Below are 26,750 nucleotides of genomic sequence, written 5' to 3' on the forward strand. Positions count from 1 at the left end.
GTCAGTCCCAGAATTGCCGCAGGGCCGTGTTGACGGCGGCGGGCTGCTGGGTGTGCGGGTAGTAGCCGGGCACCCGGAGGAGGTGGCCGCCCAGGGAGTCCGTGAGGGATTCGGCGACGGCCATGAGGGGGCGTCCCACGTGTTCGCGGTAGGCGTCGGGGGCGTCGTCCCAGGTTCCGCAGATCACCAGGAGGGGCGGGGCGGCGGCGCGGATCGGGTCCAAGGGGATGTCCGCCTCCCAGATGGGGCGCTCCCCCATGGAGGTGGCGACGGCGCGGAGGCGGCGCGGTGTGGGCTCGGGCATGGCCATCCCCAAGCCTTCGGTGGACGCCCGTAGGTACTGCTCCGGTGTGACGCCGTCGGGGATGCCGGGGGCGGCGTCGCGGACCCGGTCGAGGAGGGCGGCGACGACGGGATGGCCGGCGGCGGCGGTGAAGGCGGAGGGCTGGATGAGGGCGAGGGAGCGGACGAGGTCGGGGCGGCGGGCGGCGGCGAGGAGCGCGGCGACGGCGCCGTTGCCGTGTGCCACGAGGTGGGCGCCGCCGGGTCCCGCCGCGTAGCGGCTGTCGCCGAGGAGTGCCACGACGTCGTCGGCGTCGGTGGCGAAGTCGCTGCGCGGGGTGTCGGGGCTGTCGCCGTAGCCCCGGCGGTCCATGAGGAGGAGCCGCCGGGTGTCCGCGAGGGGGCGTTGGGCGGCGAATCCGTACGCGGGGTCACTGCCCCAGGTGAAGATGTTGTGGAGGAAGAGGGCGGGGGCGGCGGTGTCCGTCGGGGTCCGGTCCTCTCCGGTCCGATCGCGGTCGTCCCAGACGGTCACGTGCGCGGTCATCGGTCGTCCTCCCGAGGTCGAGGGCGTCAACTCCCGTGAGGTTAACCCGCGTTCCGGTGTCGGCGCCCGCGTGCCGGGTCACCCCGGTGCGGGTCCCGTGGAGCCGCGTACCACCAGCTCCGGCTGGAAGACGAACTCGGTGTGGCGGACGGGGTGGCCCTGGATCTCCTCGATGAGGGTGTCGACGGCGGCGGCGGCCATCGCCTGGACGGGTTGGCGGACCGTGGTCAGGGGCGGGTCGGTGAAGGGGATCAGCGGGGAGTCGTCGAAGCCGACGACGGAAACCGCGGCGGGGACGGGCAGACCGCGGGCGCGGGCGGCGCGGACGGCGCCGAGGGCCATCAGGTCGCTGCCGCAGACCAGGCCCGTACAGCCGTCGTCGAGGAGGGCGTCGGCGGCGGCGTGGCCGCCCTCGACGGTGAAGAGGGTGTGGCGGACGCGGCGGGCGGCGTCCTCGGGCGGGAGGGCGAAGGTTTCCGTCAGCGCCGCGGTGAAGCCGTCCGCCTTGCGGCGGGAGGGGACGAAGCGGGCGGGGCCGACGGCGAGTCCGATGCGGGTGTGGCCGAGGGCGGCCAGGTGCCGGACGGCGGTGCGGGCGGCGGCGCCGTCGTCGGGTGAGACGGAGGGGGCGGAGATGTCGGGGCGGTGGCCGTTGATCAGGACGTACGGGACGCCGCGGTCGCGCAGGCGGTGGTAGCGGGCCGGGTCGGCGCCGGTGTCGGCGTGGAGTCCGGAGAGGAAGACGATGCCGGTGACGCCGCGCTCCTCCAGTTGCTCGACGAGTTCGTCCTCGGTGGAGCCACCGGGCATCTGGGTGCACAGGACCGGGGTGTAGCCGTGGCTCGCCAGCGACTGCTCGATGATCTGCGCGAACGCCGGGAAGATCGGGTTGGTCAGCTCGGGGAGGACCAGCCCGACCAGCCCGGCGCTGCGGCGCCGGAGCCGGACGGGGCGTTCGTAGCCGAGGACGTCGAGGGCGGCGAGGACGCGCTGCCGGGTGGTGGCGGCGACGCCCGCGCGGCCGTTGAGGACCCGGCTCGCGGTCGCCTCGCTGACCTGCGCTTGAGCTGCGAGGTCGGCGAGGCGGGGGGTGGCGCGGGAGGCGGGTGCGCTCACGCGTCCCACCAGACGGTGGTGTCGGGCGGGAGGATGAACTCGGCGTCGGCGGAAGGGAGTTGGCCCGAGGAGAGCAGGGGGGTGCCGGGGGCGGGGAGGCGGACGGCGGTGTCGGTGGTGTTGACGGTGCAGACGAGGCCGCCGGGGCGGCGGAAGACCAGGACGCCGTCGGGGGCGTCCAGCCAGGTGACGTCGGTGCCCGCGCCGAGGCCCGGATGGGAGCGGCGCAGGGCCAGGGCGGCGCGGTACAGCTCCAGGGTGGAGCCGGGGTCGCCGGTCTGCGCGGCGACGGAAAGGGCGCTCCACTCCGGGGGCAGCGGGAGCCAGCTGCCGCCGGGGCCGAAGCCGTAGGAGCAGCCGTCCTTCTCCCAGGGGATCGGGACACGGCAGCCGTCGCGGAGTCCGTCCTGGCCGGCGGCGCCGGTGCGGCGGGCGAAGGCGGGGTCCTGGCGGGCCTCGTCGGGCAGGTGGAGGACTTCCGGCAGGCCGAGTTCCTCGCCCTGGTAGAGGTAGGCGGAGCCGGGCAGGGCGAGCATCAGCAGGGAGGCGGCGCGGGCGCGGGGGAGGTCGCCGCCGAGGCGGGTGCGGTGGCGGACGACGTCGTGGTTGGAGAGGACCCAGGTGGTGGGGGCGCCGACGGGGCGCATCGCGTCGAGGGAGGCGTCGATGGTGGCGCGGAGGGCGGTCGCGTCCCAGGCGGTGCCGAGGTAGTGGAAGTTGAACGCCTGGTGGAGTTCGCCGGGGCGGACGTAGCGGGCGGTGCGTTCGGGGCTGGGCGCCCAGGCTTCGGCGACGGCGATGCGGTCGCCCGGGTACTCGTCGAGGACGGTGCGCCAGGAGCGGTAGATCTCGTGGACGCCGTCCTGGTCGAAGAAGGGCAGGACGTCCTGGCCGAGGAGGCGGAGCTGTCCGGTGGTGCCGGTGTCGGGCAGGCCGGGGGCCTTGACGAGGCCGTGGGCGACGTCGACGCGGAAGCCGTCGACGCCGCGGTCCAGCCAGAAGCGCAGGACGGTGCGGAACTCGTCGCGTACGGCGGGGTGGTCCCAGTTGAAGTCGGGCTGCTGGGGGGCGAAGAGGTGGAGGTACCACTGGCCGTCGGGCAGGCGGGTCCAGGCGGGGCCGCCGAAGACGGACTCCCAGTCGTTGGGCGGCAGGTCGCCGTCCGTGCCGCGGCCGTCGCGGAAGTGGAAGCGGGCGCGGAGCGGTGATCCGGGGCCTTCCGCGACGGCCTGGCGGAACCATGCGTGCTGGTCGGAGCAGTGGTTGGGGACGAGGTCGACGATGACGCGCAGGCCCAGGGTGTGGGCGTCGTTCAGGAGGGCGTCGGCGTCGGCGAGGGTGCCGAACATCGGGTCGACGGTGCGGTAGTCGGTGACGTCGTAGCCGGCGTCGGCCTGCGGGGAGGCGTAGAAGGGCGAGAGCCAGACGGCGTCGACGCCGAGGTCGCGCAGGTGGGGCAGGCGGCGGCGGATGCCTTCCAGGTCGCCCATGCCGTCGCCGTCGGCGTCGGCGAAGCTGCGGGGGTAGACCTGGTAGATCACCGCGTCGCGCCACCAGTCGGGGCGGGCGGGGGCCTGGCTCGGGGCGGGTGCGGAGGAGTCCTCGGTCATGGTCATCCCTTGGTGGTGCCGGCGGTCAGTCCGGCGACGAGGTGGCGTTGGGCGAAGGCGAAGACGGCGGTGGCCGGGAGGGCGATGAGGACGGCGGCGGCGGTCATCGAGCCCCAGTCGTTGGTGTACTGGTTGACGAAGGTCTGCAGGCCGCCTGCGAGGGTGAGGTGTTCCTCGCCGGTCATGAAGGCGGAGGCGTAGGCGACCTCGGCCCACGCGGTGACGAAGGTGTAGAAGCCGGTGACGGCGAGCCCGGGGCGGGCCAGCGGCAGCACCAGGCGCCAGAAGGTGCCGAAGGGGCTGAGGCCGTCGACGCGGCCCGCCTCGTCGATCTCGACGGGGATGGTGTCGAAGTAGCCCTTCATCATCCAGGCGCAGAACGGTACGGCGATCGTCAGGTACGTGATGATCAGGCCGCCGGGCTGGTTGAGGAGGCCGAGGCCCGCCATCAGGTTGTAGAGCGGCACGATCAGCACGGCCACCGGGAACATCTGGGTGATCAGCAGCAGCCACAGCAGCGGGCGCATCCCGGGGAAGCGGAAGCGGCTGAGCGCGTAGCCGGTGGTGGCGGCGAGGAGGACACCGACGACGGTGGTGACGCCGACGACGAGCACGGAGTTGGCGAACCACGTCGGGAACGACGTACCGCCCAGCACGTGCCGGTAGTTGGCGAGGGTCGGGTGGGAGAGGACGGCGGTGGTGAAGGCGTCGTTCTTCGGTTTGAACGAGGTGATCAGCAGCCAGAGGGGCGGGAAGACGGCGACGGCGGAGGCCAGCAGCAAGGTGACGTGCAGGCCGGCGGAGGCGAGGGGGGAGCGCTCACCGCGGCGGCGGGGGGCCTTCGCGGGGGCGGGCCCGGTGCCGGCACGTGTCCCGGTGTCGGTCATGGTCTCGGTCACCACGTCTCTCCCTGTTTGCGGAGCGCGCGGCGGTGCAGGACGGCGGCGACGCAGAGGATCAGGAGGATCAGGACGCCCCAGGCGGCGGAGCCGGCGAAGTCACGGGGGCTGTCGACGAAGGAGAGGCGGTAGGCGTACGTCACCAGGATCTCCGTGGCGTCGCCGGGGCCGCCCCGGGTGAGCAGGAAGATCACCGGGAACATGTTGAACGTCCAGATGGTGGAGAGCAGGATCACCGTGGAGCTGACGGTGCGCAGGCCCGGCAGGGTGATGTTCCAAAAGCGCTGCCAGGGTCCGGCGCCGTCCATCTCGGCCGCCTCGTACAGCTCGCCCGGTACGGACTGGAGGCCGCCGAGGAGGGCGACGAGCATGAAGGGGACGCCGAGCCAGACGTTGACGGCGATGACGGCGAGCTTCGCCCACGTCGGGTCGTTGAGCCAGGGGACCGCGCCGATGCCGCCGCCGGTCAGGACGGAGTTGAGCAGTCCGTTGCGGTCGTTGAAGAGCATCCGCCAGGTGAAGACGGAGACGAAGGCGGGCAGCGCCCACGGCAGGATCAGCGCGAGGCGGTAGGCGGTGCGGCCGCGCAGCGGGCGGTGCAGGAGCGTGGCCAGGCCCAGCCCGATGAGGTAGGTCAGGCCGACGCAGGCGACCGTCCAGACGACGGTCCAGCCCAGGCGCCCCCAGAAGACGGAGTCGGTGAGGATCGCGCGGTAGGTGCCGAGGCCGGTGAAGTGGTACGTGGCCGGCAGGTGGTTCATGCCGATGTCGCGGGCGACGTTGGCCTCGTCGGCGTCGGTCAGGGACAGGTAGACGCCGCGGACCAGCGGGAACCCGATGATCACGCCGAGGACGACGGCGACGGGCGCCACCATCGTCCAGGCGTACCAGTGGGGTGCCAGCGCGCGGCGGGCACGGGCGGCGAGGGTCACTTGTAGTCCTTGAGCAGCTTCCGGTAGGCGTCGCCGGTGGCCCTGGCCGCCTGGGCGGGGGTGGCGGCGCCGGTGAGGACCTTGTTCATCTGGACCTTGACCGGTTCGAAGAGGGAGTTGCCCTCGGCGATCCAGGGGCGCTCGACGGCACCGTTGACGGCGGGCTGGAAGAACTTCACCATCTCGTTCTTCTTCACCGACGGCAGGGCGTAGACGGACTTACGGGTGGGCAGCAGGCTGAGCTGTTCGGTGGTCTTGCGCTGGACGTCGGCGCCGCTCATGTACTTGACGAAGGCGTAGGCGGTGTCGAGGTTGCCGGAGCCGGCGTAGACGGAGAGGTTCCAGCCGCCCTGCGGGGAGCCCTGGGCCTTGCTGCCGCCGGGGACGGGTGCGACGCCGAGGTTGTCCTTGTCGGTGAACGCCTTGCCGGCACGGGCGCCCTCGATGTCCCAGGGGCCGTCGATCGCCATCGCGACGTCGCCGTCCTTGAGCGCCTTGAGCTGGTTCTCCTGGCCGTCGGTGGCGTCGGTGACGGCCGCTTTCGAGTCGATGAGGCGTTTGAGGGTGGCGAAGGCGCGGGTGCCGGCGTCGTCGTCGATCTCGACGGTCTTGTCGCGGGCGTCGACCATGTCGCCGCCCTCGCCGTAGAGGTAGGGCAGGAACCAGTACGGGTCGTCGCCGCGCAGGTAGAGGGCGGTGGCGCCGGTCTTCGCCTTGATCTTCTTCGCGGCGCTCTCCAGCTCGGCGAAGGTCTTGGGGACGTCCACGCCCGCCTTCTTCAGCAGCCGCTTGTTGTAGAAGAGGCCGAGGGTGTCGATGACCTGCGGCACGGAGTAGGTCTTGCCCTCGTACTTCGTGGAGCCGAGGGCCTGCGGGAGGTAGTCGGCCGGGTTGTCGAGGGCGGGAGTGTGGTCGAGAGGGGCGAGGTAGCCGAGGTGGGCGAAGTCGGCGGTCCAGGCGACCTCGGTGCGCATCACGTCGGGGGCGCCGGCGTTGCCGCCCGCCGCGTTCTTGAACTTGGCGTTGGCGTCGCCGAAGGGCACGTTGACGTACTTGACGTGGACGCCGGGGTGTTCCTTCTCGAAGCCTTCCGCAAGCTTGCGGTAGGTGGCCTTCTCGGCGTCGTTGGAGGTGTCCCAGAAGGTGACGGTTCCGGAAATCTTTCCGTCGCCGCCGCTCCCGCCGCCGTCGCCGCCACCGCAGGCCGTCGCCGTCAGGGCCAGGCCCGCCGCCAGTGCGGTGGCGGTGACGCCACGTATGCCACGCCGCATGTGAACTCCTTTGGGAATCGCCTGAGATGGCGTGGTGGAACGTAACAGCGCCGTAAGAAAACCGAAAGACCTTGCGCAATTTTTCTGCAAGGTTTCTGGAAGGGTCTGCGCGGAGAAGGCGCACGGGCCGTCACCCGGCGCCCGTCCGCGCGTTGATTCCGGTGCCAGGCGCATCGCTCCTGGCGGCGCACGGCGCCCCGGCGGCCCCCGCGCCGCACCGGCGGGACGCCGTCCGCCTCCCCACACCCCGAGGGACGGCAGATGACCGAGCAGCTCACCTCCCCCACCCCCGTCCGCCACACCACCGGGCAGCACCCCGGCCCCGGCTGGTGGCGCGACGCCGTCATCTACCAGGTCTACGTACGGTCGTTCGCGGACAGCGACGGCGACGGCATCGGCGATCTGCGCGGGGTCCGCGCACGGCTGCCGTACCTCAAGGAGCTGGGCGTGGACGCGCTCTGGCTCACGCCGTTCTACGCGTCGCCGCAGGCCGACGGCGGGTACGACGTCGCCGACCACCGCTCGGTCGACCCGCTCTTCGGCAGCCTTCAGGACGCCGACGCACTGATCCGCGCCGCCCACGCCAGCGGACTGCGGGTGATCATCGACATCGTGCCGAACCACACCTCCGACCGGCACCCGTGGTTCCGCGACCCGGAGCTGGCCCGCGAGCGCTACCTCTTCCGGCCCGGCCGGGGCGCGGACGGCGCCCTTCCGCCCAACGACTGGGAGTCCGTCTTCGGCGGCCCCGCCTGGACCCGGACCGCGCGCGGGGACTGGTACCTCCACCTCTTCGCACCCGAACAGCCCGACCTGAACTGGGACAACCCCGAGGTGCACGCGGAGTTCGAGGCGATCTTGCGGTTCTGGCTCGACCTCGGCGTCGACGGCTTCCGCATCGATGTCGCGCACGGCATGGTCAAGGCGCCGGGCCTGCCGGACATCGGGTGCGACAGCCAGGCCACCTTGATCGGCAGTCAGACGCTGCCCTTCTTCGACCAGGACGGCGTCCACGCCATCCACCGCTCCTGGCGCACGCTGCTGGACAGCTACGGCGGCGCCCGCATCGGCGTGGCGGAAGCCTGGGCGCCCACCCCGGAACGGCTGGCGCTCTACGTCCGCCCCGACGAACTGCACCAAGCCTTCAACTTCCAATTCCTGACGGCACGTTGGGAGAAGGAGGCGCTGCGCGAGGTCGTCGACGCGTCGCTGGCCGCCACCGCCTCCGTCGGCGCCCCCACCACCTGGGTGCTCTCCAACCACGACGTGGTCCGGCACACCACCCGCCTCGGCTCCCTCGCCCGCGCCCGCGCGGCGACCCTGCTGATGCTGGCGCTGCCCGGCTCCGCCTACCTCTACCAGGGCGAGGAACTGGGCCTGCCGGAGGTCACCGAACTGCCCGACGAGGCCCGGCAGGACCCGGCGTTCGCCCGCCGCGCGGACCGCTCCTCCGGCCAGGAGGGGCTGCGTGACGGCTGCCGGGTGCCGCTGCCGTGGTCCGTGGACGGCCCCTCGTACGGCTTCGGGGACGGCGGGAGCTGGCTGCCGCAGCCGGCCGGCTGGGGCGGGCTGTCGGTGGCGGCGCAGACCGGCGACGTGGACTCCACGCTGGAGCTGTACCGGGCGGCGCTGGCGCTGCGGCGGGCGCTGCCGGGCCTCGGCGACGGCGGGATGAGCTGGCGCGAGGCGCCCGACGGGGTGCTGGCGTTCGCCCGCCCCGGAGTGGTCTGCACCGTCAACACCACCGGCCACGACGTGGCGTTCGAGGCGCCCGGTCGGCTGCTGCTGGCCAGCACTCCGCTGCCGGTCCGGGGGGCCGCGGCGGTGCTCCCGGGGGACACTTGCGCCTGGTGGGCAATCTGAGGGGCGAAAGGTAAAGTCCCCGGCATGACCGCCCGGCTGTCCGACATCGCAGCGCAGGCGGGTGTCAGCGAGGCCACCGTCAGCCGGGTGCTCAACGGTAAACCGGGCGTCTCCGCGGCCACCCGCCAGTCGGTGCTGGCCGCCCTCGACGTCCTGGGCTACGAGCGCCCGGTGCGGCTGCGGCAGCGCAGCGCGGGTCTGGTCGGGCTGATCACCCCGGAGCTGGAGAACCCGATCTTCCCGGCGTTCGCCCAGGTGATCGGCCAGGCGCTGACGCGGCAGGGCTACACGCCGGTGCTCGCCACCCAGACGCCGGGCGGTTCCACCGAGGACGAGCTGACGGAGATGCTGGTCGACCGCGGGGTGGCCGGCATCATCTTCGTCTCCGGGCTGCACGCCGACACCTCCGCCGATATGCAGCGCTACGCCCGGCTGCGCGGCCAGGGCGTGCCGTTCGTCCTGATCAACGGCTTCTCGCCGGAGGTGCGGGCGCCGTTCGTCTCCCCCGACGACCGGGCGGCGGTGCAGCTGGCGGTCACCCACCTCGTGGCGCTGGGCCACCGCCGCGTCGGGCTGGCGCTCGGGCCGCGGCGGTTCGTGCCGGTGCAGCGGAAGATCGAGGGGTTCGTCCGGGCGGTCCGGGACCAGCTGGGGCTGGACGCGGCCGGCGCCGAGCGGTGCATCGAGCATTCGCTGTACTCGCTGGAGGGCGGGCAGGCGGCGGCCGGGGCGCTGCTGGACCGCGGGGCGACGGCGGTGGTGTGCGCCAGCGACATGATGGCGCTCGGCGCGATCCGCGCGGCCCGGCAGCGGGGGCTCGACGTCCCGCGGGAGGTCTCCGTCGTCGGGTTCGACGACTCCCCGCTGATCGCGTTCACCGATCCGCCGCTGACGACGATCCGGCAGCCGGTCCCGGCGATGGGTCAGGCGGCGGTGCGGGCGCTGCTGGAGGAGATCGGCGGGACGCCCGCGCCGCACAGCGAGTTCGTCTTCCACCCGGAGCTGGTGGTGCGGGGCTCGACCGCGTCGGCGCCCCGGGAGGACGCCGGGGCGAAGGCTCCGGCGTGGCCCGGGGGCGCCGGGGAGGCGCCGCCCGCGGAGCCCGTGACGCCGTCGAAACGGACAAAGGTTCCGGAACCTTCCACTCCACCCCTGTAGGGCGGTGTCGGGGCATCCACCCCTGGAAGTACTCAGGTCGTCGCCAACCCCACCAGGGGATGACAGACAGGTAACCCTTTTCTGGCAAACTGTCTGCCTATGGGTGAAGCGCATGTGAGGACCGTGGACGACCGTCCTGTCAGCCCGCCGCCTCACGGCGCGACCGCGGACCGTCCTCCCCGGCCGAGCCGGCTGACCCGGCTGCGGGCGCCGCGCGCACCCCGGTTGTGGTTCGAGATCCTGCTCATCGCGCTCAGCTACTGGACGTACTCCGTCATCCGTAACGCGGTGCCCGAGCAGGAGGCGCAGGCGCTGCGGAACGCCGACTGGATCTGGCGGGTCGAGCACACCCTCGGTATCGCCGTCGAGCACACCGTCAACCACGCGGTGAACGCCGTGACATGGCTGATCGTGCCGATGAACTACTACTACGCGACGCTGCACTTCGTGGTGACGATCGGGGTGCTGGTCTGGCTCTACCGCCGGCACCCGGGGCGGTACGCCGCCGCCCGCCTCGCGCTCTTCGCGACCACCGGTGTCGCGCTCGTCGGCTACTACTTCTATCCGCTGGCGCCGCCGCGGCTGATGGCCGGCGGCGGATTCGTCGACACCCTCGTCCAGCACCACACCTGGGGTTCGCTGGCGTCGGGGGATCTGGCGTCGATGTCGAACCAGTACGCGGCGATGCCGTCGATGCACATCGGCTGGTCGCTGTGGTGCGGGCTGACGGTGGCGCTGCTGGCCCGCCGGGCGTGGGTGAAGGCGGCGGCGCTGTGCTACCCGTTCTTCACCTTGCTGGTGATCGTCGCGACCGCCAACCACTTCTGGCTGGACGCGTGCGGCGGCGCCCTGTGCCTGCTGTTCGGCTTCGCGGTGGCCTGCCTGTGGTACGGGACGCTGCCGCACCATCTGGCGCGGCACGTCGTCGAGGCGGCGCGGGCCTGACACCCCGCCGGAGCGGTGCGGGCCCGGTGGGCCGGGGCGGGCGCCCCGGCCCGTCTTCCGTGCTCAGCCCCGGTGGGTGATCCGGCCGCCGGACATCGTCAGGCGGACCGGGGCGGTGGCGACGTCGTCGGCGGGGGCGGTGACCGGGTCGGCGGCGAGGGCGGTGAGGTCGGCGCGGAAGCCGGGGGCGATGCGGCCCGCCTCGTGCTCCTCGCCGACGGCGCGCGCGGCGTGCGAGGTGCAGCCCTCCAGCGCCATCAGGCCGGTGAGGGCCTGTTCGGGGGTGATGGGCGCGGCGTCGGGGGCGCCCGCGGGGCGGCGCAGCCGGGCGGTGGCGAGGGTGGCGCGCGGGTCGTGGTGGGCGATCGGCCAGTCCGAACCGAGGACGAGGACGGCGCCGGCGTCCCGCAGGTCGCGGCAGCGCCAGGCGCGTGCGGCGCGCTCCTCGCCGACCCGGCGGGACCAGGCGTCGGTGTGGTCGGCGCGGGTGTAGGCGGTGTGCAGCGGCTGCATGGAGGCGGCGACGCCGAGCGCGGCGAAGCGCGGCAGCTGATCGCCGGGGACGGTCTCGATGTGCTCGATGCGGTGGCGGCCGCGTGCCGTGTCGCCGAGGAGTTCAACGGTGTCGAGGGCGTGACGTACGGCGGCGTCGCCGATGGCGTGGGTGGCGGTGCGGACCCCGGCGCGGGCGAGGTGGTGGACGGCGTGGGTGTACGCCGCCGGGTCCGGCCAGAACGCGTCGGTGCCCTCGCCGTGGCAGTCGGGGTGTTCCAGCCAGGCGGTGCCGCCCTCGACGGTGCCGTCCATGAAGAACTTCACACCGCCGACCGTCCACTGACGGCCGCCGAGGCTTTGCAGGGCGATGAGGTGGTCGAGGCCGTCGGTGTCGATGCCGGGCATGCACCAGGGGGCGAGGCGGAGGCGTACGGGGAGGTGGCCGTCGGCTTCGACGGCGTCGAGGAGTGCGGGGACGCCGGGGCTCTGCATGTCCATCACATGGGCGCCGGTGAGGCCGGCGGCGGCCATCTCGTCCAGGGAGGCGAGCAGCCGGGCGCGGCGCTGTGCCGGGTCGGGCAGCGGGATGACGTCGGCCAGCAGGTCCATCGCGGCGTGCTCGATCAGGTGTCCGGTGGGGGTGCCGTCCGCGTCGCAGACGACGCTGGCGCGCTGGGCGAAGGTGCGCGGTCCGGTGACGCCGGCGGCGGCCAGTGCCGCGCCGCTGGCCAGCGCGGAGTGTCCGTCGTAGAGCCGCAGGAAGGCGGGGGCGCCGCCGAGGGCGTCCTCGATCAGGGCGCGGTGGACGGGGCGGTCGCCGAAGACGTTGTGGTCCAGGCCCCAGCCGGTGATCCAGCCGCCGGGCTCCAGGTCGCGGGCGGCGGTGGCGAGGGCGGCGCGGAGCTGGTCGAGGTCGCGGACGGCGGTGAGGTCCACGCCCGCGGACATGTCGACGCCCCAGATCGGGTGGGAGTGGCCGTCGACGAGTCCGGGGGTGAGGGTGGCGCCGCCCAGGTCGACGACCTCGGTGGCGGCGCCCCGCCAGTCCCGTACGTCGGCCTCCTCGCCGACCGCCGCGATCCGGCCGTCCTTGACGGCGACGGCGCTCGCCCAGGGGCGCCGCGGGTCGAGGGTGCGGACCCGGGCGCCGGTCAGCACGGTGTCGGCGGCGGTCAGCGGGGCGGGGGATGCGGTGGTCACGGGAGGCTCCTGGGGTGGTGCGGTGCGGAAGGGGGGCGGGCCGGGCCGGTCGTCAGGGCCCGGCGGCGGGGTGGTCGGGGGCGGCGGGACGGGGCGGGGCGGCGGGCGCCCGCTCCCCGGCGGTTCCGGGTCCGTCGCCGGCCTCGGCTCCGTCGGCGTCCTCGGACTCGGGGGGTTCGGCGGCGAAGCCCGCGTGGACGGCGGGGCGGGTGCGGCGGATCCGGCGGGCGAGGGCGAGGCCGAGGAGGAAGGCGGCGGGGACGAGGAGGACCAGGACGGTGTTGGTGGCGAGCGGCGCCGCGGTCATCAGGTCGATCTTGGAGATGACGAGGCCGAGGGCGCCGGTCATCAGCACGGCGGCGGCGATCGGCGCGACACGGGTGCGCCAGAGCCCCTCGCTGTGGCGGATCCGGCGGAAGAAGAGCGGTACCGCGGCGGCGGTCAGCGCCTGGAGCGCGAGGAGGCCCAGCATGCCGGGGGTGTTCATCCACAGCAGCAGCTGCTGGTACGGGTCGGCGCCGGCCACCGCGAAGCCCGCGACGACGAGGACGGCGAGGACGCTCTGCACGGCTCCGGCGACGTACGGGGAGCGGTTGCGGGGGTGGACGCGGCCGAGCGCCGCCGGCAGGACGCCTTCCTGGGCGAGGCAGAGCGCGTAGCGGTTGATGGCGTTGTGGAAGGCGAGTTGCGAGGCGACGATGCTGGTCACGATGAAGACGTGCATCAGGTCGGTGGCCCAGGCGCCGACGTAGCGGGTGGTGGCGGAGAAGAAGAGGCCGGAGGGGTCGCGCAGGGCGGCGGCGACGATCCGGTCCGGGCCGTACGCCTGGACGATGATCCAGATGATGAAGGCGTAGAAGAGGCCGAGGAAGGCGACGGCGACGTAGGTGGCGCGGGGGATGGTGCGGGCCGGGTCGCGGGCCAAGCGGCGGTAGATCGCCGTCGACTCGAAACCGGTGAAGGCGGCGAACGCGAAGGCGAGGACGGCGCCGGTGCCGGGCACCAGGACGTGCGCGGGGGTGAAGGAGCCGGCGGCCAGGCCGTGCGCGCCGCCGTGCAGCAGGACGCCGCCGGCCAGCAGGACGAGGATGCCGGTCTCGGCGACCAGCAGCACGCCGAGGACCTTGGCGCCGAAGTCGATGCTGCGGTACCCGAGGTACCAGATGACGGCGATCCCGGCGAAGGCCAGCGGCGGCCAGGGCACGTGCACGCCCCAGAAGGCTTCCAGGGCGTCCTGGGTGGCGGTGGCGAACAGTCCGTGGACGCCGATCTGCATGCCGTTGTACGCGAGGAGGGCGAGGGTGGCGGCGCCGAATCCGGCGGGGCGGCCCAGGCCACGGGTGATGAAGGCGTAGAAGCCGCCGCCGTGGTGGACGTGCCGGGCCATGGTGGTGAAGCCGACGGCGAAGAGGGCGAGGGTGGCGCCGGCGAGCAGATAGCCGACGGGGGCGCCGATCCCGCCGGCGCCGATGGCGACGGGCGAGGTCCCGGCCATGACGGTGAGCGGGGCGGCGGCGGAGATGACGAAGAAGGCGATGTCGGCGGCGGAGAGGCTGCCGCGGCGGAGCGTGGGGGCGTCGCCGGGTGGTGCGGGGCGGGGCGTGGCCCCTTGCGGGGTCGTGGCGGGAGCGGCCATGCGTGCGGGTGCCCTTCTGCGGCGGAGGAGGAGGGCGGCCCGGTGCGCGGGAGGGGTGGGCACGGCAACGGGACCGCAAGGAATTTAACCTAAAGCCTTTCGGTTTTTGCACCGTAACCCCCGCCCGTACGATTCGGGAAGACCTCACGGGCGGGAGAGATGACATGGCGAGGCCGCGGACGCCGCTGCTGGACCGGGCACGGATCGGCGAGACGGCGCTGCGGCTCGTGGACGCGCAGGGCGATTTCAGCGTGCCGCAGATCGCCCGGGAGCTGGGGGTACGGACGGCCTCCGTCTACCACCACGTCGACGGCCGGGCGGGCGTCATCGAGCTGCTGCGCGAACACGTCGGCGCGGCCATCGACCCCGCCGCACTGGAGATCACACCGTGGGACGCGGCCCTGGAGGCATGGGCCCGCAGCTACCGCGCGGCGTTCGCGGCCCACCCCCGCACCATCCCGCTGCTGACCATCTCCCCCGTCCGCGCCCCGCGCGTCCTGGCCCTCTACGAGCGGGCCTGCCAGGTGCTGCTGGACGCCGGGTTCCCGCTGCCGGAGGTGATCCCGGTGATCGTCGCGGTGGAGAACGTCGTCCTCGGCTCCGCCCTCGACCTGGCCGCCCCCGAGACGATGTGGGAGGTCGCCGACGCGGCCGGCACGCCCCGTCTCGCCGCGGCCCTCACCCACGCGGGCCCGCACCGCGCCGACACCGCCTTCGACCTCTCCCTCGCGGGCGTACTGGACCGGGTACGGGGGATGCGGGCGGCGGACGCCGGATAACGCGGAATGCCGCCAACTCCCGTCGTGGCGACGGGAGTTGGCGGCATGCGCATACCGGTCGGGAGCGGCGGCGGCCGGACGCGGCGCACGGGCGCCGGGCCGGTCCGCCCCCGGTGGGTCACACCGGGCTGACGTCCCCCTGGAGCTGCTCGACGGCGGTCACCAGCGGGGCGAGGGCGGGCTCGGCGGCGGCGCGGTCCAGGGCCTCGCGCAGGGCCGTGTTGTGGGTGGGGCGGGCCTCCTCCAGGAGGCGCGCGCCTTCGTCGGTGACGTCGGTGTAGATGCCGCGGCGGTCGGTGGGGCAGAGGTACCGCGACAGCAGCCCGCGGCCCTCCAGCCGGGTCACCAGCCGGGTGGTGGCGCTCTGGCTGAGCACCACGGCGTCGGCGACCTGCCGCATCTGAAGGTGGCCGCCCTCACCGTCGTGCTGGCGGCTCAACACGTCCAGCAGCGAGTACTCGCGGGCGCTCAGGCCGTGCCCGGTCTGCAGTGCCCGCTCGACGCTGCTCTCGATGCGGCCGTGCAGCAGCGAGAGCGCCGACCAGCTGTGCGCCAGTGCGGTCATCGCCGGATCGGTGGCGGTCATGGACAGCTCCCTCGGTCGGGTCGTAGAGCGGAGGCGCCGGCAGGGGTCTGCCGCCGTATCACGGGATCCACTATACCCGCGTTTGCCATTAGCCATCGTGTGCAACTATTGTCGATGCACGTAAGGCGCTCCTGCATCTTCCGTCGCGCCTCCCCCTCCCTGTATCTCAAAGGACCCTCGTCATGCCGCTCGCACTTCTGGCCCTGGCCATAGGAGCCTTCGGAATCGGCACCACGGAATTCGTCATCATGGGGCTGCTCCCCCAGGTCGGCGCGGATCTCGGGGTGTCCGTACCGACGGCCGGATTCCTGGTCACCGGCTACGCCCTCGGCGTCATGATCGGTGCGCCGGTCATGACCGTCCTCGGCACCAGGATCTCCCGCAAGAACATGCTCATGCTGCTCATGGGCCTGTTCATCGTCGGCAACGTGATCTCCGCCGTCGCCCCCGTCTTCGCCGTCATGCTGATCGGCCGGGTGGTGGCCTCACTGGCCCACGGCGCGTTCTTCGGCATCGGCTCCGTCGTCGCCGCCGAACTGGTCGCGCCGGAGAAGAAGGCGGGCGCCATCTCCATGATGTTCACCGGACTGACCGTGGCCAACGTCGTCGGCGTGCCCGTGGGGACCTTCGTCGGCCAGAGCGCCGGCTGGCGGGTGACCTTCCTGCTCGTCGCCGCCCTCGGCGTACTGGGCCTGGCGGGCGTCGCCAAGCTCGTCCCCGACGTCCCCAAGCCGGACGGCGTACGGCTGCGGGACGAGGTCGCCGCCTTCAAGAACGGCCAGGTCGTCCTGGCGATGGCGATGACCGTCCTCGGCTTCGGCGGGGTGTTCGCCGCGATCACCTACATCGCGCCGATGATGACCGAGGTCAGCGGCTTCGCGGAGTCCTCCGTGACCTGGCTGATGGTGGTCTTCGGCGTCGGCATGGTCGTCGGCAACCTCATCGGCGGCCGGTTCGCGGACCGCAAGCTCATGCCGATGCTCTGCACCGCGCTGGGCGGTCTGGCCGTCGTCCTGCTGCTGTTCACCTTCCTCGCCTCCGGCAAGGCCGCGGCCGTCGTGGCGGTCTTCCTGATCGGCGCGCTCGGCTTCGCCACCGTCCCGCCGCTCCAGAAGCGCGTCCTCGACCACGCCCACGGCGCCCCGACCCTCGCCTCCGCCGCCAACATCGGCGCCTTCAACCTGGGCAACGCCCTCGCCGCCTGGCTCGGCGGCCTGGTGATCTCCGCCCGCCTCGGCTACGCCGCCCCCAACGCCGTCGGTGCCGTCCTGGCCGCCGCCGCCCTGGTGCTGGCCGTCGTCTCCCACCGGCTGGAACTCCGCTCCGCCCGTACCGGAACGGCGACCGCCGCCCACCCCGACGCGCCCGCCGCGCCCGGCCCCGACACCGCCGCGCCCGTCGCCGCGGGTTCCGCCCGCTCCTGATCCGGGGCCCGCACACTGACCGCGGGCCTCCCCTCCCCCGGACCGGCCGACGGCCGCCACCCGTGCGCCGCCGTCCGTCCCTCCCCGCCACCACGGCACCCCGCGAAAGGAACCCCCCGATGACCTCCGTCCCGAACGTGACGCTCAACAACGGCGTGACCATGCCGCAGCTGGGCTTCGGCGTCTTCCAGGTCCCCGACGAGGAGACCTGCACCGCGGTCTCGTCCGCCCTGGAGGCCGGCTACCGCAGCATCGACACCGCCGCCGTCTACGGCAACGAGCGCGGCACCGGCAAGGCGCTGGCCGCCTCCGGCATCCCCCGCGAGGAACTGTTCGTCACCACCAAGCTGTGGAACGAGGACCAGGGCGTGAACCGCGCCGCGGCCGCCTTCGACGCCTCCCTCGACAAGCTGGGCCTGGACCACGTCGACCTGTACCTCATCCACTGGCCGACCCCCGCCCGTGACCTGTACGTCGAGACGTACCGGGTGCTGGAGGAGATCCTGGCCGGCGGCCGGACGCGCGCCATCGGCGTCTCGAACTTCCAGATCCCGCACCTGAAGCGGCTCATGGAGCACACCGGCATCGTCCCGGCGGTCAACCAGGTGGAGCTGCACCCCGGTCTCCAGCAGGCCGAGCTGCGCGCCTTCCACGCCGAGCACGGCATCGCCACCGAGGCGTGGAGCCCGCTCGCCCAGGGCGCGGTCCTGGCGGACGAGCCGATCGTGCGGATCGCCGCGGCCCACGGGGTGACCCCGGCCCAGACCGTGCTGCGCTGGCACCTCCAGCTCGGCAACGTCGTGATCCCCAAGTCCGTCACCCCCGCCCGTATCCGGCAGAACCTCGACGTCTTCGGCTTCACGCTCACCGACGCCGAGATGGCCGAGATCTCCGGGCTCGACCGTGGCCTGCGGACCGGCCCGGACCCCGACACCCTCAACTGACGCCCGCCGCCCCGTGGCGCCGGCCCCCCGCGGACCGGCGCCACGGGGCGTCCGTCCGCCACCGGCAAGCCCCACCGCCCCGCCGAAGGGAACGCCTCATGCAGATCGACCTGTCCGGCCGCACCGCGCTGGTCACCGGCTCCACCCAGGGCATCGGCCACGCCATCGCCGTGGGCCTCGCCCGCGCGGGCGCCCACGTCCTCGTCAACGGACGCGGCGCCGAGCGCGTCGCAAAGGCCGTCCGCACCGTACGCGCCGAGGCCGGCAGCGACGCCGTCACCGGCGCCGTCGGCGACCTGGCCACCGAGGAGGGCACCGCCGCCGTCCTGGCGACCGCGCCCGACGTCGACATCCTCGTCAACAACCTGGGCATCTTCGGCTCCGCGCCGCCGCTGGAGATCGACGACGCCGAGTGGCGCCGCTACTTCGAGGTCAACGTCCTTACCGCGGTCCGGCTGATCCGCGCCTACCTGCCCGGGATGAAGGAGCGCGGCTGGGGCCGCGTACTGAACCTGGCCAGCGACTCGGCCGTGGTGATCCCCGCCGAGATGATCCACTACGGGATGACGAAGACCTCGCTGCTCGCCGTCGGCCGCGGGTTCGCCAAGGACGCCGCGGGCACCGGCGTCACCGTCAACTCCGTCATCGCCGGGCCGACCCACACCGGCGGCGTCGAGGACTTCGTCCGCGAACTGGTCGGCGACGCGCTGCCCTGGGACGAGGCGCAGCGCGCGTTCATGGTCAAGTACCGCCCGCAGTCGCTGATCCAGCGGCTCATCGAGCCCGAGGAGATCGCCCACATGGTGGTCTACCTGGCCTCCCCGTACGCCTCCGCCACCACCGGCGGCGCGCTGCGCGTCGACGGCGGGTACGTGGACTCGATCCTGCCGTAGGGACGCGCCCGCCCCCGTTCCGCGGCCGGTCCGCCTCCGTCAGGAGGGGCCGGCCGCCGGGTGTTCTCCGCCGGGGTTCCGGCACGGGAGGCGGGCGCCGCGCCGGGCGGGCCGGTCCGCGCCCGGCTCACCCCCCGTAGAACACCTCCTCCACCACGCCCCGGGCGCGGCGGGTGATGCGGCGGTAGTCGTCGAGCATCTCGCCGACGTGGCCCTCCTCGTAGCCGAGGTAGCGGCCGACGGCGGCGAGTTCGCGGGCGTCGGCGGGGAAGGTGTCGCCGGGGCGGCCGCGGACCAGCATCACGCCGTTGCGGACGCGGGCGGCGAGCACCCACGCCTCGTCGAGGATCTGCGCCTCCTCGGTGCCGATCAGACCGGCTCGATGCGCGGCGGCCAGCGCCTCGCGGGTGCGGGTGGTACGCAGCCCCGGCACCTCCCAGCCGTGCTGGAGCTGGAAGAGCTGCACCGTCCACTCGACGTCGCTCAGCCCGCCGCGGCCCAGCTTGGCGTGGGTGGTCGGATCGGCGCCGCGCGGCAGCCGCTCCGACTCCATCCGGGCCTTGAGCCGCCGGATCTCGCGGACCGCGTCATCGCCCAGCCCCTCGGCCGGGTAGCGCAGCGGATCGACCAGTTCGATGAAGCGGCGGCCCAGCTCCGCGTCGCCCGCGACCGGTTCGGCCCGCAGCAGCGCCTGCGCCTCCCACGTCAGCGACCACCGCCGGTAGTACGCGGCGTACGAGGCGAGGGTGCGCACCAGCGGACCGGAACGGCCCTCCGGACGCAGGTCCGCGTCGATCGGCAACGGCGGGTCGGCGGAGGGCAGCTGGAGCAGCCGCCGCATCTCGTTGGCGACGGCCTGGGCGGCCTTGGCGGCCTCCTGCTCGTCGGCGCCCTCACGCGGTTCGTGGACGAAGAGCACATCGGCGTCCGAGCCGTAGCTCAGCTCGTGGCCGCCGAAGCGGCCCATGCCGATCACCGCGAAGCGGGTCGGCAGGGTGTCGCCCCAGCTCTCCCGGACGGCGGCGCGCAGCGCGCCGGCGAGCGTCGCGGCGTTCAGGTCGGAGACCGCGGAGCCGACCGCGTCCAGCAGCCGCCCGTGATCCTCCTCGGCCGGATGGTCCTCCGTGCCGTACGCGCCGATCAGGTCGGCGGCGGCGGTGCGGAACAGCTCCCGGCGGCGGACCCCGCGGGCCGCCGCCACCGCCGCCTCCGCGCCGTCCGCCCGGCCGACCGCCGCCAGCACCTCCTGCTCCAGCGCCGCCCGGCCGCGCGGGCGCAGCCCGTCGGCGGCGCCGAGCAGCGCCACCGCCTCCGGGGCGCGCAGCAGCAGGTCGGGGGCGAGACGGCCGCCGGACAGGACGCGGGCGAGGTTCTCCGCGGCGGCGCCCTCGTCGCGCAGCAGCCGCAGGTACCACGGGGTCTTGCCGAGCGCGTCGGAGACCTTGCGGAAGTTCAGAAGTCCGGCGTCCGGGTCGGCGGAGTCGGCGAACCAGCCGAGCAGCACCGGCAGCAGCGTCCGCTGGATCGCCGCCTTACGGGTCACCCCGGACGCCAGCGCCTCCATGTGGCGCAGCGCGCCGACCGGATCGCCGTAGCCGAGCGCTTCGAGGCGCTGACCCGCGGCCTTCGCCGACAGGCGGGTCTCGCCGGGCTCCAGGTGGGCGACGGCGTCCAGCAGCGGCCGGTAGAACAGCTTCTCGTGCAGCCGCCGCACCTCGCGGGCGTGCCACTTCCACTGGGCGCGCAGCGCGTCGGCCGGTTCGGTGCGCAGCCCCAGTGAACGGGCCAGGCGCCGCAGGTCGGTGTCGTCCTCCGGCATCAGATGGGTACGGCGCATCCGCTGGAGCTGGATGCGGTGTTCCAGGGTGCGCAGGAAGCGGTAGGCGGCGTCGAGGGCGGCGGCGTCCTGGCGGCCGACGTAGCCGCCGGCGGCGAGCGCGGCCAGCGCGTCGAGGGTGGTGGGGCTGCGCAGCGTCGCGTCGCTGCGGCCGTGCACCAGCTGGAGGAGCTGGACGGCGAACTCCACGTCCCGCAGGCCGCCGGGGCCGAGCTTCAGCTCCCGGTCGACCTCGGCGACGGGGATGCCCGCGATGACCCGGCGCCGCATCTGCCGGACGTCGGTGACGAAGTTCTCCCGCTCGGCGGCCTGCCAGACCAGCGGGGCGAGGGAATCGACGTACGCCCGGCCCAGCTCCGGGTCGCCCGCCACCGGCCGGGCCTTCAGCAGCGCCTGGAACTCCCAGGTCTTGGCCCAGCGCTGGTAGTAGGCGAGGTGGCTGCTGAGGGTGCGTACCAGCGGGCCGTTGCGGCCCTCGGGGCGGAGGTTGGCGTCGACCGGCCAGATCGTGCCCTCGACGGTGACGTCCGAGCAGACCCGCATCAGCCGCGACGCCAGCCGGGTCGCCGCCTGGAGCGCCGCCGCCTCGTCGGTGCCCTCCTTCGCCTCGGCGACGAAGACGACGTCGACGTCCGAGACATAGTTCAGCTCCCGGCCGCCGCACTTGCCCATCGCGATGACGGCGAGGCGGCAGACGGCGGCGTCGCCCGGCGCCTCCTCGGAGGCGATCTGGAGGGCGGCGCGCAGGGTCGCCGTCGCCAGGTCGGCCAGCTCGGCCGCGGCCTCGCTGACGTCGGTGGTGCCGCAGACGTCGCGGGCGGCGATGCCCAGCAGGCAGCGGCGGTAGGCGATGCGCAGCGCGTCCGGCCGCGGCAGCGCACAGCCCGCCTCGCCCCACACCCCCTCGGCCAGCGCCTCCTCGAACTCCGGGGTGGCCGGGTGCAGGTCGGCCGCCTCGTACGCGGTGAGCGACTGCCAGTCGTGCGGGTGGCGGGCGAGGTGGTCGGCGAGCGCCTCGGAGGCGCCCATGACGCCCAGCAGCCGGTCGCGCAGCGGCTTCGCGGTGACCAGGGTGGCCAGCAGCCGCTGCCGCTCCGCCTCGTCCTGCGCCTCGGTGAGCCGGACCAGCCCGAGCAGCGCCTGATCCGGGTCGGCGACCGCGCCGAACGCCTCCAGCAGCACCGGGTCCTCGCACACGGCGGCGAGTTCCGGTGCCTGGAGCAGCCGGGCGGCGGCCGAGGGATCGGTGAAGCCGTGGCGCAGCAGCCGGGTGAAGGTGCTGCTCCGCCGGCCCTGCGGAGCGGGTTGTGCCATGGCGGGCGCCTCTCGGGGTGCGCCCGGCCGCCGGGCCGGGCGACGGCGGGGGTGGACTACAGGACCGGCAGCATCTTGCGCAGCTCGAAGGCGGTGACCTCGGAGCGGTACTCCTCCCACTCCTGCTTCTTGTTCCGCAGGAAGAAGTCGAAGACGTGCTCGCCGAGGGTTTCGGCGACCAGTTCGCTGCGCTCCATCAGGTCGATGGCCTCGCCGAGGTTCTGCGGCAGCGGTTCGATGCCCATCGCGCGGCGCTCGGCGTCGGTCAGCGCCCAGACGTCGTCGTCGGCGCCGGGCGGCAGCTCGTACCCCTCCTCGATGCCCTTGAGTCCGGCGGCGAGGAGGACGGCGTACGTCAGGTAGGGGTTGGCGCCGGAGTCGATGGAGCGGACCTCGACGCGGGTGGAGCCCATCTTGCCGGGCTTGTACATCGGCACCCGGATCAGCGCGGAGCGGTTGTTGTGGCCCCAGCAGATGTACGAGGGGGCCTCGCCGCCGGCGCCGGCGGTGCGGTTGGTGCCGCCCCAGATGCGCTTGTAGGAGTTGACCCACTGGTTGGTGACGGCGGAGATCTCCCCGGCGTGGCGCAGCAGTCCGGCGATGAACGACCGGCCGACCTTGGAGAGTTGGTACTCGGCGCCGGACTCGTGGAAGGCGTTGCGGTCGCCCTCGAAGAGGGAGAGGTGGGTGTGCATGCCGGAGCCGGGGTACTCGGAGAACGGCTTCGGCATGAACGTCGCCTGGACCCCCTGCTCCAGCGCCACCTGCTTCATGACCAGCCGGAACGTCATGATGTTGTCGGCGGTCGACAGCGCGTCGGCGTACCGCAGGTCGATCTCCTGCTGGCCCGGGGCGCCCTCGTGGTGGCTGAACTCCACCGAGATGCCCATCGATTCGAGCATGGTGATCGCCTGGCGGCGGAAGTCCATGCCGACGTTCTGCGGGGTGTGGTCGAAGTACCCGGACGAGTCGCCGGGGGTGGGCCGCCGCCCGTCCACCGGCTTGTCCTTGAGCAGGAAGAACTCGATCTCCGGGTGGGTGTAGAAGGTGAACCCGAGGTCGGAGGTCTTCGCCAGCATCCGCTTGAGGACGTAGCGCGGGTCGGCGTACGAAGGGGAGCCGTCGGGCATCAGGATGTCGCAGAACATCCGGGCGGTGCCGGGGGCTTCGGCGCGCCAGGGCAGGATCTGGAAGGTGCCCGGCGCCGGCTTGGCGATCATGTCGGACTCGTAGACCCGGGCGAAGCCCTCGATGGCGGAGCCGTCGAAGCCGATGCCCTCGTCGAACGCCTGCTCCAGCTCGGCGGGCGCGACGGCGACGGACTTCAGGAACCCGAGCACATCGGTGAACCACAGCCGTACGAAACGGATGTCACGCTCCTCAAGCGTGCGGAGCACGAACTCCTGCTGCTTGTCCATGGTTCACCAATCCTCGCAGGTCAATCGGCCCTTCCACACGCGTGGGAGCACCTCTTCCGGCACACCAGTATCACGCTCGGGAGTTACCGTCACATTACGCACCCTTGGCCTGATCCAGAACCGCGCGGCCGTGTCCTTCGGCCACCGGGCGCCGCGCCCGGGACGCGCCGGGCGGGAGCGCCATGGTCAGCGTGGGGCGCGCGGGCGCCGTCTGTCACGGTGCGCGGCGCGGGAAACCGGCGGCTTGGGGCAGTCCTGACCCCACGGGGAGCCGCCGTTGACCCGCACGTGACCTTCCCGGGCGCGGCCCGTCACAGCTCCCGGACGGCGCGGGCGACGGCCTCCGGCGCGTCCGCCATCAGCAGGTGCCCGGCGGGCGCGGCCACCACGAACCGGCCGCCCAGCTCGGTGGCGAGCGCCCGCTGCCGCTCCAGCCAGCGCAGCTCCCGGGGCGTCTCCCCACCGCCGTACGCCGCGAGGACCGTCACCGGTACGGGTGGCAGCGCGCGCTCCTCGCGCAGCGCCGCCACCTCCGCCGCCTGGTAGGGGTGGGCGGCGTTCTCCACCGCGCAGGCGCGGACGACGCGGCTGGTGCGGTACGTGGGGCGCTCCCAGGGGTGCGCGGGGTGCGGGCCGAGCGCCCCGGCGCGGGAGACGAGGCGGCGTCCGGCCGGTCCGAGGGCGCGGGGCAGCCCGGCGGCGGAGACGGCGCCCGCCACCCCGCCCGCCCAGGCGTGCCGGACGGCGCGGGGCAGCACCGGGCGGGCCGGGTCGGCGAGGGAGCCGTCGGCGAGCACCAGGCCCGCGCAGCGGTGCGGGTGCAGCCGGGCGAACGCCTCGGCGTGGAAGGCGGCCATGGAGTGGCCGACGACGGTGGCCGGTCCCGGGTGGCCGAGGGCGTCGAGGACACCGGCGATCCGGTCGGCCTCGGCGGCGGCGGTCGGCGGGCCGGGCGCGGGGGCGCTCAGCCCGAGACCGGGCCGGTCGAAGCGGATGACGGTGCGGTCGGGGGCGAGCAGCGCGGTGACGTCCTCCCAGTCGAACCAGGCCATGCCGAGGCCGCCGCAGAGCACCACGACGGGCCCGGTGCCCTCCCGCAGCACGTGCAGCGGCACCCCGCCGACGCGCACCATCCGGCCGGGCGGCGCACCGGGCCCCGGCCCGTCCGTACCTCCCGGCCCCCGGAACCCGCCCGGCGCCGCACCGGCGTCCCCGCCCGCTCCCTCGCTCACGGCGGGGTCGGCGCCGCCGCCCCGGCCGCCGTCCCGGTCACTGCCTTTGCTGCGGTTCATCCGCGGCCTCCCGCTCATCCGTCTCGCACCGCCCCCCGGCCGCGCCCTGCCCGTTCTCTTCCCGCCCGGCACCGATTCTCCCGCCCGGAGCGGTGATTCTCCCGCGAGCCGGGTCGCACGGGGCCGGGCGGGGCGGCGCCGGGCGCGCGCCGCACCCGGTACGGGGCGGGGCCGTACGCGGCGGGACCGGGCACGGCCGGGGCACGGGACGGGGCGCGCCGCCCCGGGGCACGCCGCACCCGGCCTGCGCGGGACGCGCCCCGGGGCGGGTGGCGGCGGACGCGACGGGCCGGGCCCGGTCGGCGGCGCTCCCCGTACCGGGCCTGCGGGCAGCGTCCGCCCGCATACCTGGCGGGGGTATCCGGCGGGGGTGTCCGCTCCGCCCGGGATGGCTCCGGAGGAAGGAGTGGCGCCCGTGGCGGGCGCCGTGACGCCGCGGTTTCCCGGGCCGCAGGTCGTAAGGTGCCCGCGGGGGCACCACCCGATCACCGGACCCGCCGGACGCCGACCGGCGCCGTCCACCGGCCCCGCACCCGACACCTCCGCACTCCCTCCCCTCTCCTCCTCCCCACTCCCCCCAACGGCGATTTGTCCGCATTTCTTGGCTTTTGCGGCAGCCTTCCGTCCGCCCCGTACCCATACCCGTATCCGTCTCCGCCCCGTCCGTCCCGGCCGCGCGCCCACCGACATCCCGAGGTACTTCATGCGACCTGAGCGCCCCTCCCGTCCGCTGACCGATCCGTCCGCCCGCCCCGCCGAGCCCGGACGGCGGACGCTGCTGGGAGCGGGGGCCGCCGCCGTCGCCGCCGGACTCCTCGGCTCCGCCGGCAGCGGCACCGCCCACGCGGCCCCCGGAGACGTACCGGCCGGGTACGTCACCCCCGGCGGGCCCCAGGTCCGCGACACCGAGAAGCGGCGCGGCGAGGGGCCGGTGCGGCGGATGTCCCTGATCGCCACGCCCGCCACGGTCCAGCTCGGCGGGCGCACCGTCCGTACCTGGACGTACGACGGGGAGCTGACCGGCCCGGAGATCCGGGTGACGGCGGGCGACACCCTGGCCGTGGACTTCGCCAACAACCTGCCGGACGCCACCACCGTCCACTGGCACGGGCTGGCGCTCCGCAACGACATGGACGGGGTGCCCGGCATCACCCAGGACCCCGTGGCGCCGGGGGCGTCGTTCGCGTACCACTACGCCACGGCGCGGCCGGGCACGTACTGGTACCACCCGCACGTCGGCGTGCAGCAGGACCGCGGGCTGTACGGGCCGCTGATCGTGGAGGACCCCCGGGAGCCGCTCGCGTACGACCGGGAGTGGGTGGTCGTCCTCGACGACTGGGTGGACGGGATCGACGGGTCCACGCCGGACGCGGTCCTCAAGGAGCTGAACCACGGGATGAGCCACAGCGGCCACGAGATGCGGGCCGCGTCGGCGGACGGGCCGTCGCGGGTGCTGGAGCGGTCCCACAGCGATCTGCTCGGCGGCGAGGCGGGCAACGTCGACTACCCGCTCCATCTGATCAACGGGCGGCCCGCGGAGGACCCGGAGACCTTCACCGCCGCCCCCGGTGACCGCGTCCGGATCCGGATCATCAACGCGGGCGGTGACACCGGCTACCGGGTGGCGCTCGGCGGCCACACCATGACGATCACCCACACCGACGGTCACCCCGTCGAGCACACCGACACCGACACGCTGCTGATCGGGATGAGCGAACGCTACGACGTGCTGGTCACCGTCAAGGACGGCGTCTTCCCGCTCACCGCGCTCGCCGAGGGCAAGGGCCACCTGGCGCAGGCGGTGCTGCGCACCGGCGGCGGCGCGGCGCCCGGCCCCGCCACCCGCCCCCGGGAGCTGGACGGGAAGCTGGTCACCGCGTTCGACCTGGACTGCGGAGAGGCGGTACGGCTGCCCGACCGCGAGATCGAACGCCGCCATCAGCTGGTCCTGTCCGGGTCGATGCGCCGCTTCGACTGGGCGATCAACCACAAGCCGTACACGCCGTCGCAGCGCTACCCGGTCCGGGCGGGCGAGCGGGTGGAGCTGGTGTTCCGCAACCACTCCCCGATGTGGCACCCGATGCATCTGCACGGCCACGCCTTCGAGCTGGCGCACGGCGGGGCCCGCAAGGACACCGTCATCGTCCGCCCCGGCCACACCGTGCGGGTCCACCTGGACGCCGACAACCCGGGCCTGTGGATGCTGCACTGCCACAACGTCTACCACTCGGAGAGCGGCATGATGACGGTGCTCGGCTACCGCGACTGACCCGCCCGTACGGGAGTTGCGGCCCGGGGACGCCGGGCCG

The 26,750-nt window shown here is 73.9% G+C and carries 20 protein-coding genes; 8 read left to right on the forward strand and 12 right to left on the reverse strand.

The window, feature by feature from the left end; translation table 11 throughout:
* Position 1 precedes the first annotated feature (1 nt).
* The 6 genes from ACZ4M8_RS01830 to ACZ4M8_RS01855 form a co-directional block, all read right to left on the reverse strand.
* Entirely contained in the window at positions 2 to 829 is an 828-nt protein-coding gene (locus ACZ4M8_RS01830; protein ID WP_467602505.1) for an alpha/beta fold hydrolase, read from the reverse strand.
* A gap of 78 nt (positions 830 to 907) precedes the next feature.
* On the reverse strand, positions 908 to 1,945 hold the full coding sequence (locus tag ACZ4M8_RS01835) for a LacI family DNA-binding transcriptional regulator (protein ID WP_467602507.1): 1,038 nt from the start codon (positions 1,943 to 1,945) through the stop codon (positions 908 to 910).
* Positions 1,942 to 3,555, reverse strand: a complete 1,614-nt coding sequence (locus tag ACZ4M8_RS01840) for a glycoside hydrolase family 13 protein (protein WP_467602509.1) — start codon at positions 3,553 to 3,555, stop codon at positions 1,942 to 1,944. The genes ACZ4M8_RS01835 and ACZ4M8_RS01840 overlap by 4 nt, the downstream gene beginning before the upstream one ends.
* 2 nt (positions 3,556 to 3,557) lie before the next feature.
* The gene (locus tag ACZ4M8_RS01845; RefSeq protein ID WP_467603423.1) at positions 3,558 to 4,442 is read right to left on the reverse strand and encodes a sugar ABC transporter permease; all 885 of its coding nucleotides are present in this window, start codon (positions 4,440 to 4,442) and stop codon (positions 3,558 to 3,560) included.
* An 8-nt stretch (positions 4,443 to 4,450) separates the two neighbouring features.
* Positions 4,451 to 5,386, reverse strand: coding sequence for a carbohydrate ABC transporter permease (locus ACZ4M8_RS01850; protein ID WP_467602511.1), 936 nt, complete (start codon positions 5,384 to 5,386; stop codon positions 4,451 to 4,453).
* The gene (locus tag ACZ4M8_RS01855) at positions 5,383 to 6,657 is read right to left on the reverse strand and encodes an extracellular solute-binding protein (protein WP_467602513.1); all 1,275 of its coding nucleotides are present in this window, start codon (positions 6,655 to 6,657) and stop codon (positions 5,383 to 5,385) included. Before ACZ4M8_RS01855 ends, ACZ4M8_RS01850 begins: the two co-directional genes overlap by 4 nt.
* A 261-nt stretch (positions 6,658 to 6,918) precedes the next feature.
* Here ACZ4M8_RS01855 and ACZ4M8_RS01860 point away from each other — a divergent pair, with 261 nt between their 5' ends.
* From ACZ4M8_RS01860 to ACZ4M8_RS01870, 3 genes are all read left to right on the forward strand, one after another.
* Positions 6,919 to 8,520, forward strand: coding sequence for a glycoside hydrolase family 13 protein (locus tag ACZ4M8_RS01860; RefSeq protein ID WP_467602515.1), 1,602 nt, complete (start codon positions 6,919 to 6,921; stop codon positions 8,518 to 8,520).
* Between the two features lie 24 nt (positions 8,521 to 8,544).
* On the forward strand, positions 8,545 to 9,678 hold the full coding sequence (locus tag ACZ4M8_RS01865; protein ID WP_467602516.1) for a LacI family DNA-binding transcriptional regulator: 1,134 nt from the start codon (positions 8,545 to 8,547) through the stop codon (positions 9,676 to 9,678).
* Positions 9,679 to 9,777: 99 nt separating this feature from the next.
* Complete coding sequence (locus ACZ4M8_RS01870) at positions 9,778 to 10,623, forward strand: phosphatase PAP2 family protein (RefSeq protein WP_467602517.1); 846 nt, start codon at positions 9,778 to 9,780, stop codon at positions 10,621 to 10,623.
* 63 nt (positions 10,624 to 10,686) lie between these two features.
* Here ACZ4M8_RS01870 and ACZ4M8_RS01875 read toward each other — a convergent pair whose 3' ends face one another.
* Together ACZ4M8_RS01875 and ACZ4M8_RS01880 are read right to left on the reverse strand one after the other, a co-directional pair.
* Positions 10,687 to 12,294: an amidohydrolase gene (locus ACZ4M8_RS01875; RefSeq protein ID WP_467603425.1), complete on the reverse strand. Its 1,608-nt coding sequence runs from the start codon at positions 12,292 to 12,294 to the stop codon at positions 10,687 to 10,689.
* 76 nt (positions 12,295 to 12,370) lie between these two features.
* Positions 12,371 to 13,954 (reverse strand): APC family permease, encoded by a 1,584-nt coding sequence (locus tag ACZ4M8_RS01880; protein WP_467602519.1) that lies wholly within the window; start codon positions 13,952 to 13,954, stop codon positions 12,371 to 12,373.
* Positions 13,955 to 14,118: 164 nt separating this feature from the next.
* On the opposite strand from ACZ4M8_RS01880, the gene ACZ4M8_RS01885 reads away from it, so the two are divergent.
* Positions 14,119 to 14,733 (forward strand): TetR/AcrR family transcriptional regulator, encoded by a 615-nt coding sequence (locus ACZ4M8_RS01885; RefSeq protein ID WP_467602521.1) that lies wholly within the window; start codon positions 14,119 to 14,121, stop codon positions 14,731 to 14,733.
* 118 nt (positions 14,734 to 14,851) lie between these two features.
* Here ACZ4M8_RS01885 and ACZ4M8_RS01890 read toward each other — a convergent pair whose 3' ends face one another.
* On the reverse strand, positions 14,852 to 15,319 hold the full coding sequence (locus tag ACZ4M8_RS01890) for a MarR family winged helix-turn-helix transcriptional regulator (protein WP_467602523.1): 468 nt from the start codon (positions 15,317 to 15,319) through the stop codon (positions 14,852 to 14,854).
* A gap of 182 nt (positions 15,320 to 15,501) precedes the next feature.
* On the opposite strand from ACZ4M8_RS01890, the gene ACZ4M8_RS01895 reads away from it, so the two are divergent.
* The 3 genes from ACZ4M8_RS01895 to ACZ4M8_RS01905 all read left to right on the forward strand — a co-directional run bounded on the left by ACZ4M8_RS01895 (position 15,502) and on the right by ACZ4M8_RS01905 (position 18,580).
* Positions 15,502 to 16,743: an MFS transporter gene (locus ACZ4M8_RS01895; protein ID WP_467602524.1), complete on the forward strand. Its 1,242-nt coding sequence runs from the start codon at positions 15,502 to 15,504 to the stop codon at positions 16,741 to 16,743.
* A gap of 119 nt (positions 16,744 to 16,862) precedes the next feature.
* A complete protein-coding gene (locus tag ACZ4M8_RS01900; protein WP_467602526.1) occupies positions 16,863 to 17,687 on the forward strand; it encodes an aldo/keto reductase in 825 nt (274 codons plus the stop codon).
* A gap of 98 nt (positions 17,688 to 17,785) precedes the next feature.
* Positions 17,786 to 18,580, forward strand: coding sequence for an SDR family NAD(P)-dependent oxidoreductase (locus ACZ4M8_RS01905; protein ID WP_467602527.1), 795 nt, complete (start codon positions 17,786 to 17,788; stop codon positions 18,578 to 18,580).
* 127 nt (positions 18,581 to 18,707) lie between these two features.
* Here the strand turns inward: ACZ4M8_RS01905 and ACZ4M8_RS01910 are convergent, their stop codons facing one another.
* From ACZ4M8_RS01910 to ACZ4M8_RS01920, 3 genes are all read right to left on the reverse strand, one after another.
* Positions 18,708 to 21,731 carry a bifunctional [glutamine synthetase] adenylyltransferase/[glutamine synthetase]-adenylyl-L-tyrosine phosphorylase gene (locus tag ACZ4M8_RS01910; RefSeq protein WP_467602529.1) on the reverse strand — a complete coding sequence of 1,008 codons (3,024 nt, stop codon included), beginning with the start codon at positions 21,729 to 21,731 and terminating at the stop codon, positions 18,708 to 18,710.
* Positions 21,732 to 21,787: 56 nt separating this feature from the next.
* Positions 21,788 to 23,149 carry a glutamine synthetase family protein gene (locus ACZ4M8_RS01915; RefSeq protein WP_467602531.1) on the reverse strand — a complete coding sequence of 454 codons (1,362 nt, stop codon included), beginning with the start codon at positions 23,147 to 23,149 and terminating at the stop codon, positions 21,788 to 21,790.
* Between the two features lie 311 nt (positions 23,150 to 23,460).
* On the reverse strand, positions 23,461 to 24,282 hold the full coding sequence (locus ACZ4M8_RS01920; RefSeq protein WP_467603427.1) for an alpha/beta fold hydrolase: 822 nt from the start codon (positions 24,280 to 24,282) through the stop codon (positions 23,461 to 23,463).
* Between the two features lie 862 nt (positions 24,283 to 25,144).
* Here ACZ4M8_RS01920 and ACZ4M8_RS01925 point away from each other — a divergent pair.
* Entirely contained in the window at positions 25,145 to 26,710 is a 1,566-nt protein-coding gene (locus tag ACZ4M8_RS01925; protein ID WP_467602533.1) for a multicopper oxidase family protein, read from the forward strand.
* The last annotated feature ends 40 nt before the right edge of the window (positions 26,711 to 26,750 follow it).

This window comes from Streptomyces sp. NPDC027185, from assembly GCF_055567035.1.

What these genes read in the sequence shown, in the direction of transcription:
- ACZ4M8_RS01855 (WP_467602513.1), bottom strand. Translation starts at nt 6,657, where the DNA reads ATGCGGCGTGGCATACGTGGCGTCACCGCCACCGCACTGGCGGCGGGC.
- ACZ4M8_RS01870 (WP_467602517.1), top strand. Translation starts at nt 9,778, where the DNA reads ATGGGTGAAGCGCATGTGAGGACCGTGGACGACCGTCCTGTCAGCCCG.
- ACZ4M8_RS01840 (WP_467602509.1), bottom strand. Translation starts at nt 3,555, where the DNA reads ATGACCGAGGACTCCTCCGCACCCGCCCCGAGCCAGGCCCCCGCCCGC.
- ACZ4M8_RS01925 (WP_467602533.1), top strand. Translation starts at nt 25,145, where the DNA reads ATGCGACCTGAGCGCCCCTCCCGTCCGCTGACCGATCCGTCCGCCCGC.
- ACZ4M8_RS01885 (WP_467602521.1), top strand. Translation starts at nt 14,119, where the DNA reads ATGGCGAGGCCGCGGACGCCGCTGCTGGACCGGGCACGGATCGGCGAG.
- ACZ4M8_RS01920 (WP_467603427.1), bottom strand. Translation starts at nt 24,282, where the DNA reads ATGGTGCGCGTCGGCGGGGTGCCGCTGCACGTGCTGCGGGAGGGCACC.
- ACZ4M8_RS01890 (WP_467602523.1), bottom strand. Translation starts at nt 15,319, where the DNA reads ATGACCGCCACCGATCCGGCGATGACCGCACTGGCGCACAGCTGGTCG.
- ACZ4M8_RS01905 (WP_467602527.1), top strand. Translation starts at nt 17,786, where the DNA reads ATGCAGATCGACCTGTCCGGCCGCACCGCGCTGGTCACCGGCTCCACC.
- ACZ4M8_RS01915 (WP_467602531.1), bottom strand. Translation starts at nt 23,149, where the DNA reads ATGGACAAGCAGCAGGAGTTCGTGCTCCGCACGCTTGAGGAGCGTGAC.
- ACZ4M8_RS01865 (WP_467602516.1), top strand. Translation starts at nt 8,545, where the DNA reads ATGACCGCCCGGCTGTCCGACATCGCAGCGCAGGCGGGTGTCAGCGAG.
- ACZ4M8_RS01880 (WP_467602519.1), bottom strand. Translation starts at nt 13,954, where the DNA reads ATGGCCGCTCCCGCCACGACCCCGCAAGGGGCCACGCCCCGCCCCGCA.
- ACZ4M8_RS01830 (WP_467602505.1), bottom strand. Translation starts at nt 829, where the DNA reads ATGACCGCGCACGTGACCGTCTGGGACGACCGCGATCGGACCGGAGAG.
- ACZ4M8_RS01860 (WP_467602515.1), top strand. Translation starts at nt 6,919, where the DNA reads ATGACCGAGCAGCTCACCTCCCCCACCCCCGTCCGCCACACCACCGGG.
- ACZ4M8_RS01895 (WP_467602524.1), top strand. Translation starts at nt 15,502, where the DNA reads ATGCCGCTCGCACTTCTGGCCCTGGCCATAGGAGCCTTCGGAATCGGC.
- ACZ4M8_RS01845 (WP_467603423.1), bottom strand. Translation starts at nt 4,442, where the DNA reads ATGACCGACACCGGGACACGTGCCGGCACCGGGCCCGCCCCCGCGAAG.
- ACZ4M8_RS01910 (WP_467602529.1), bottom strand. Translation starts at nt 21,731, where the DNA reads ATGGCACAACCCGCTCCGCAGGGCCGGCGGAGCAGCACCTTCACCCGG.
- ACZ4M8_RS01900 (WP_467602526.1), top strand. Translation starts at nt 16,863, where the DNA reads ATGACCTCCGTCCCGAACGTGACGCTCAACAACGGCGTGACCATGCCG.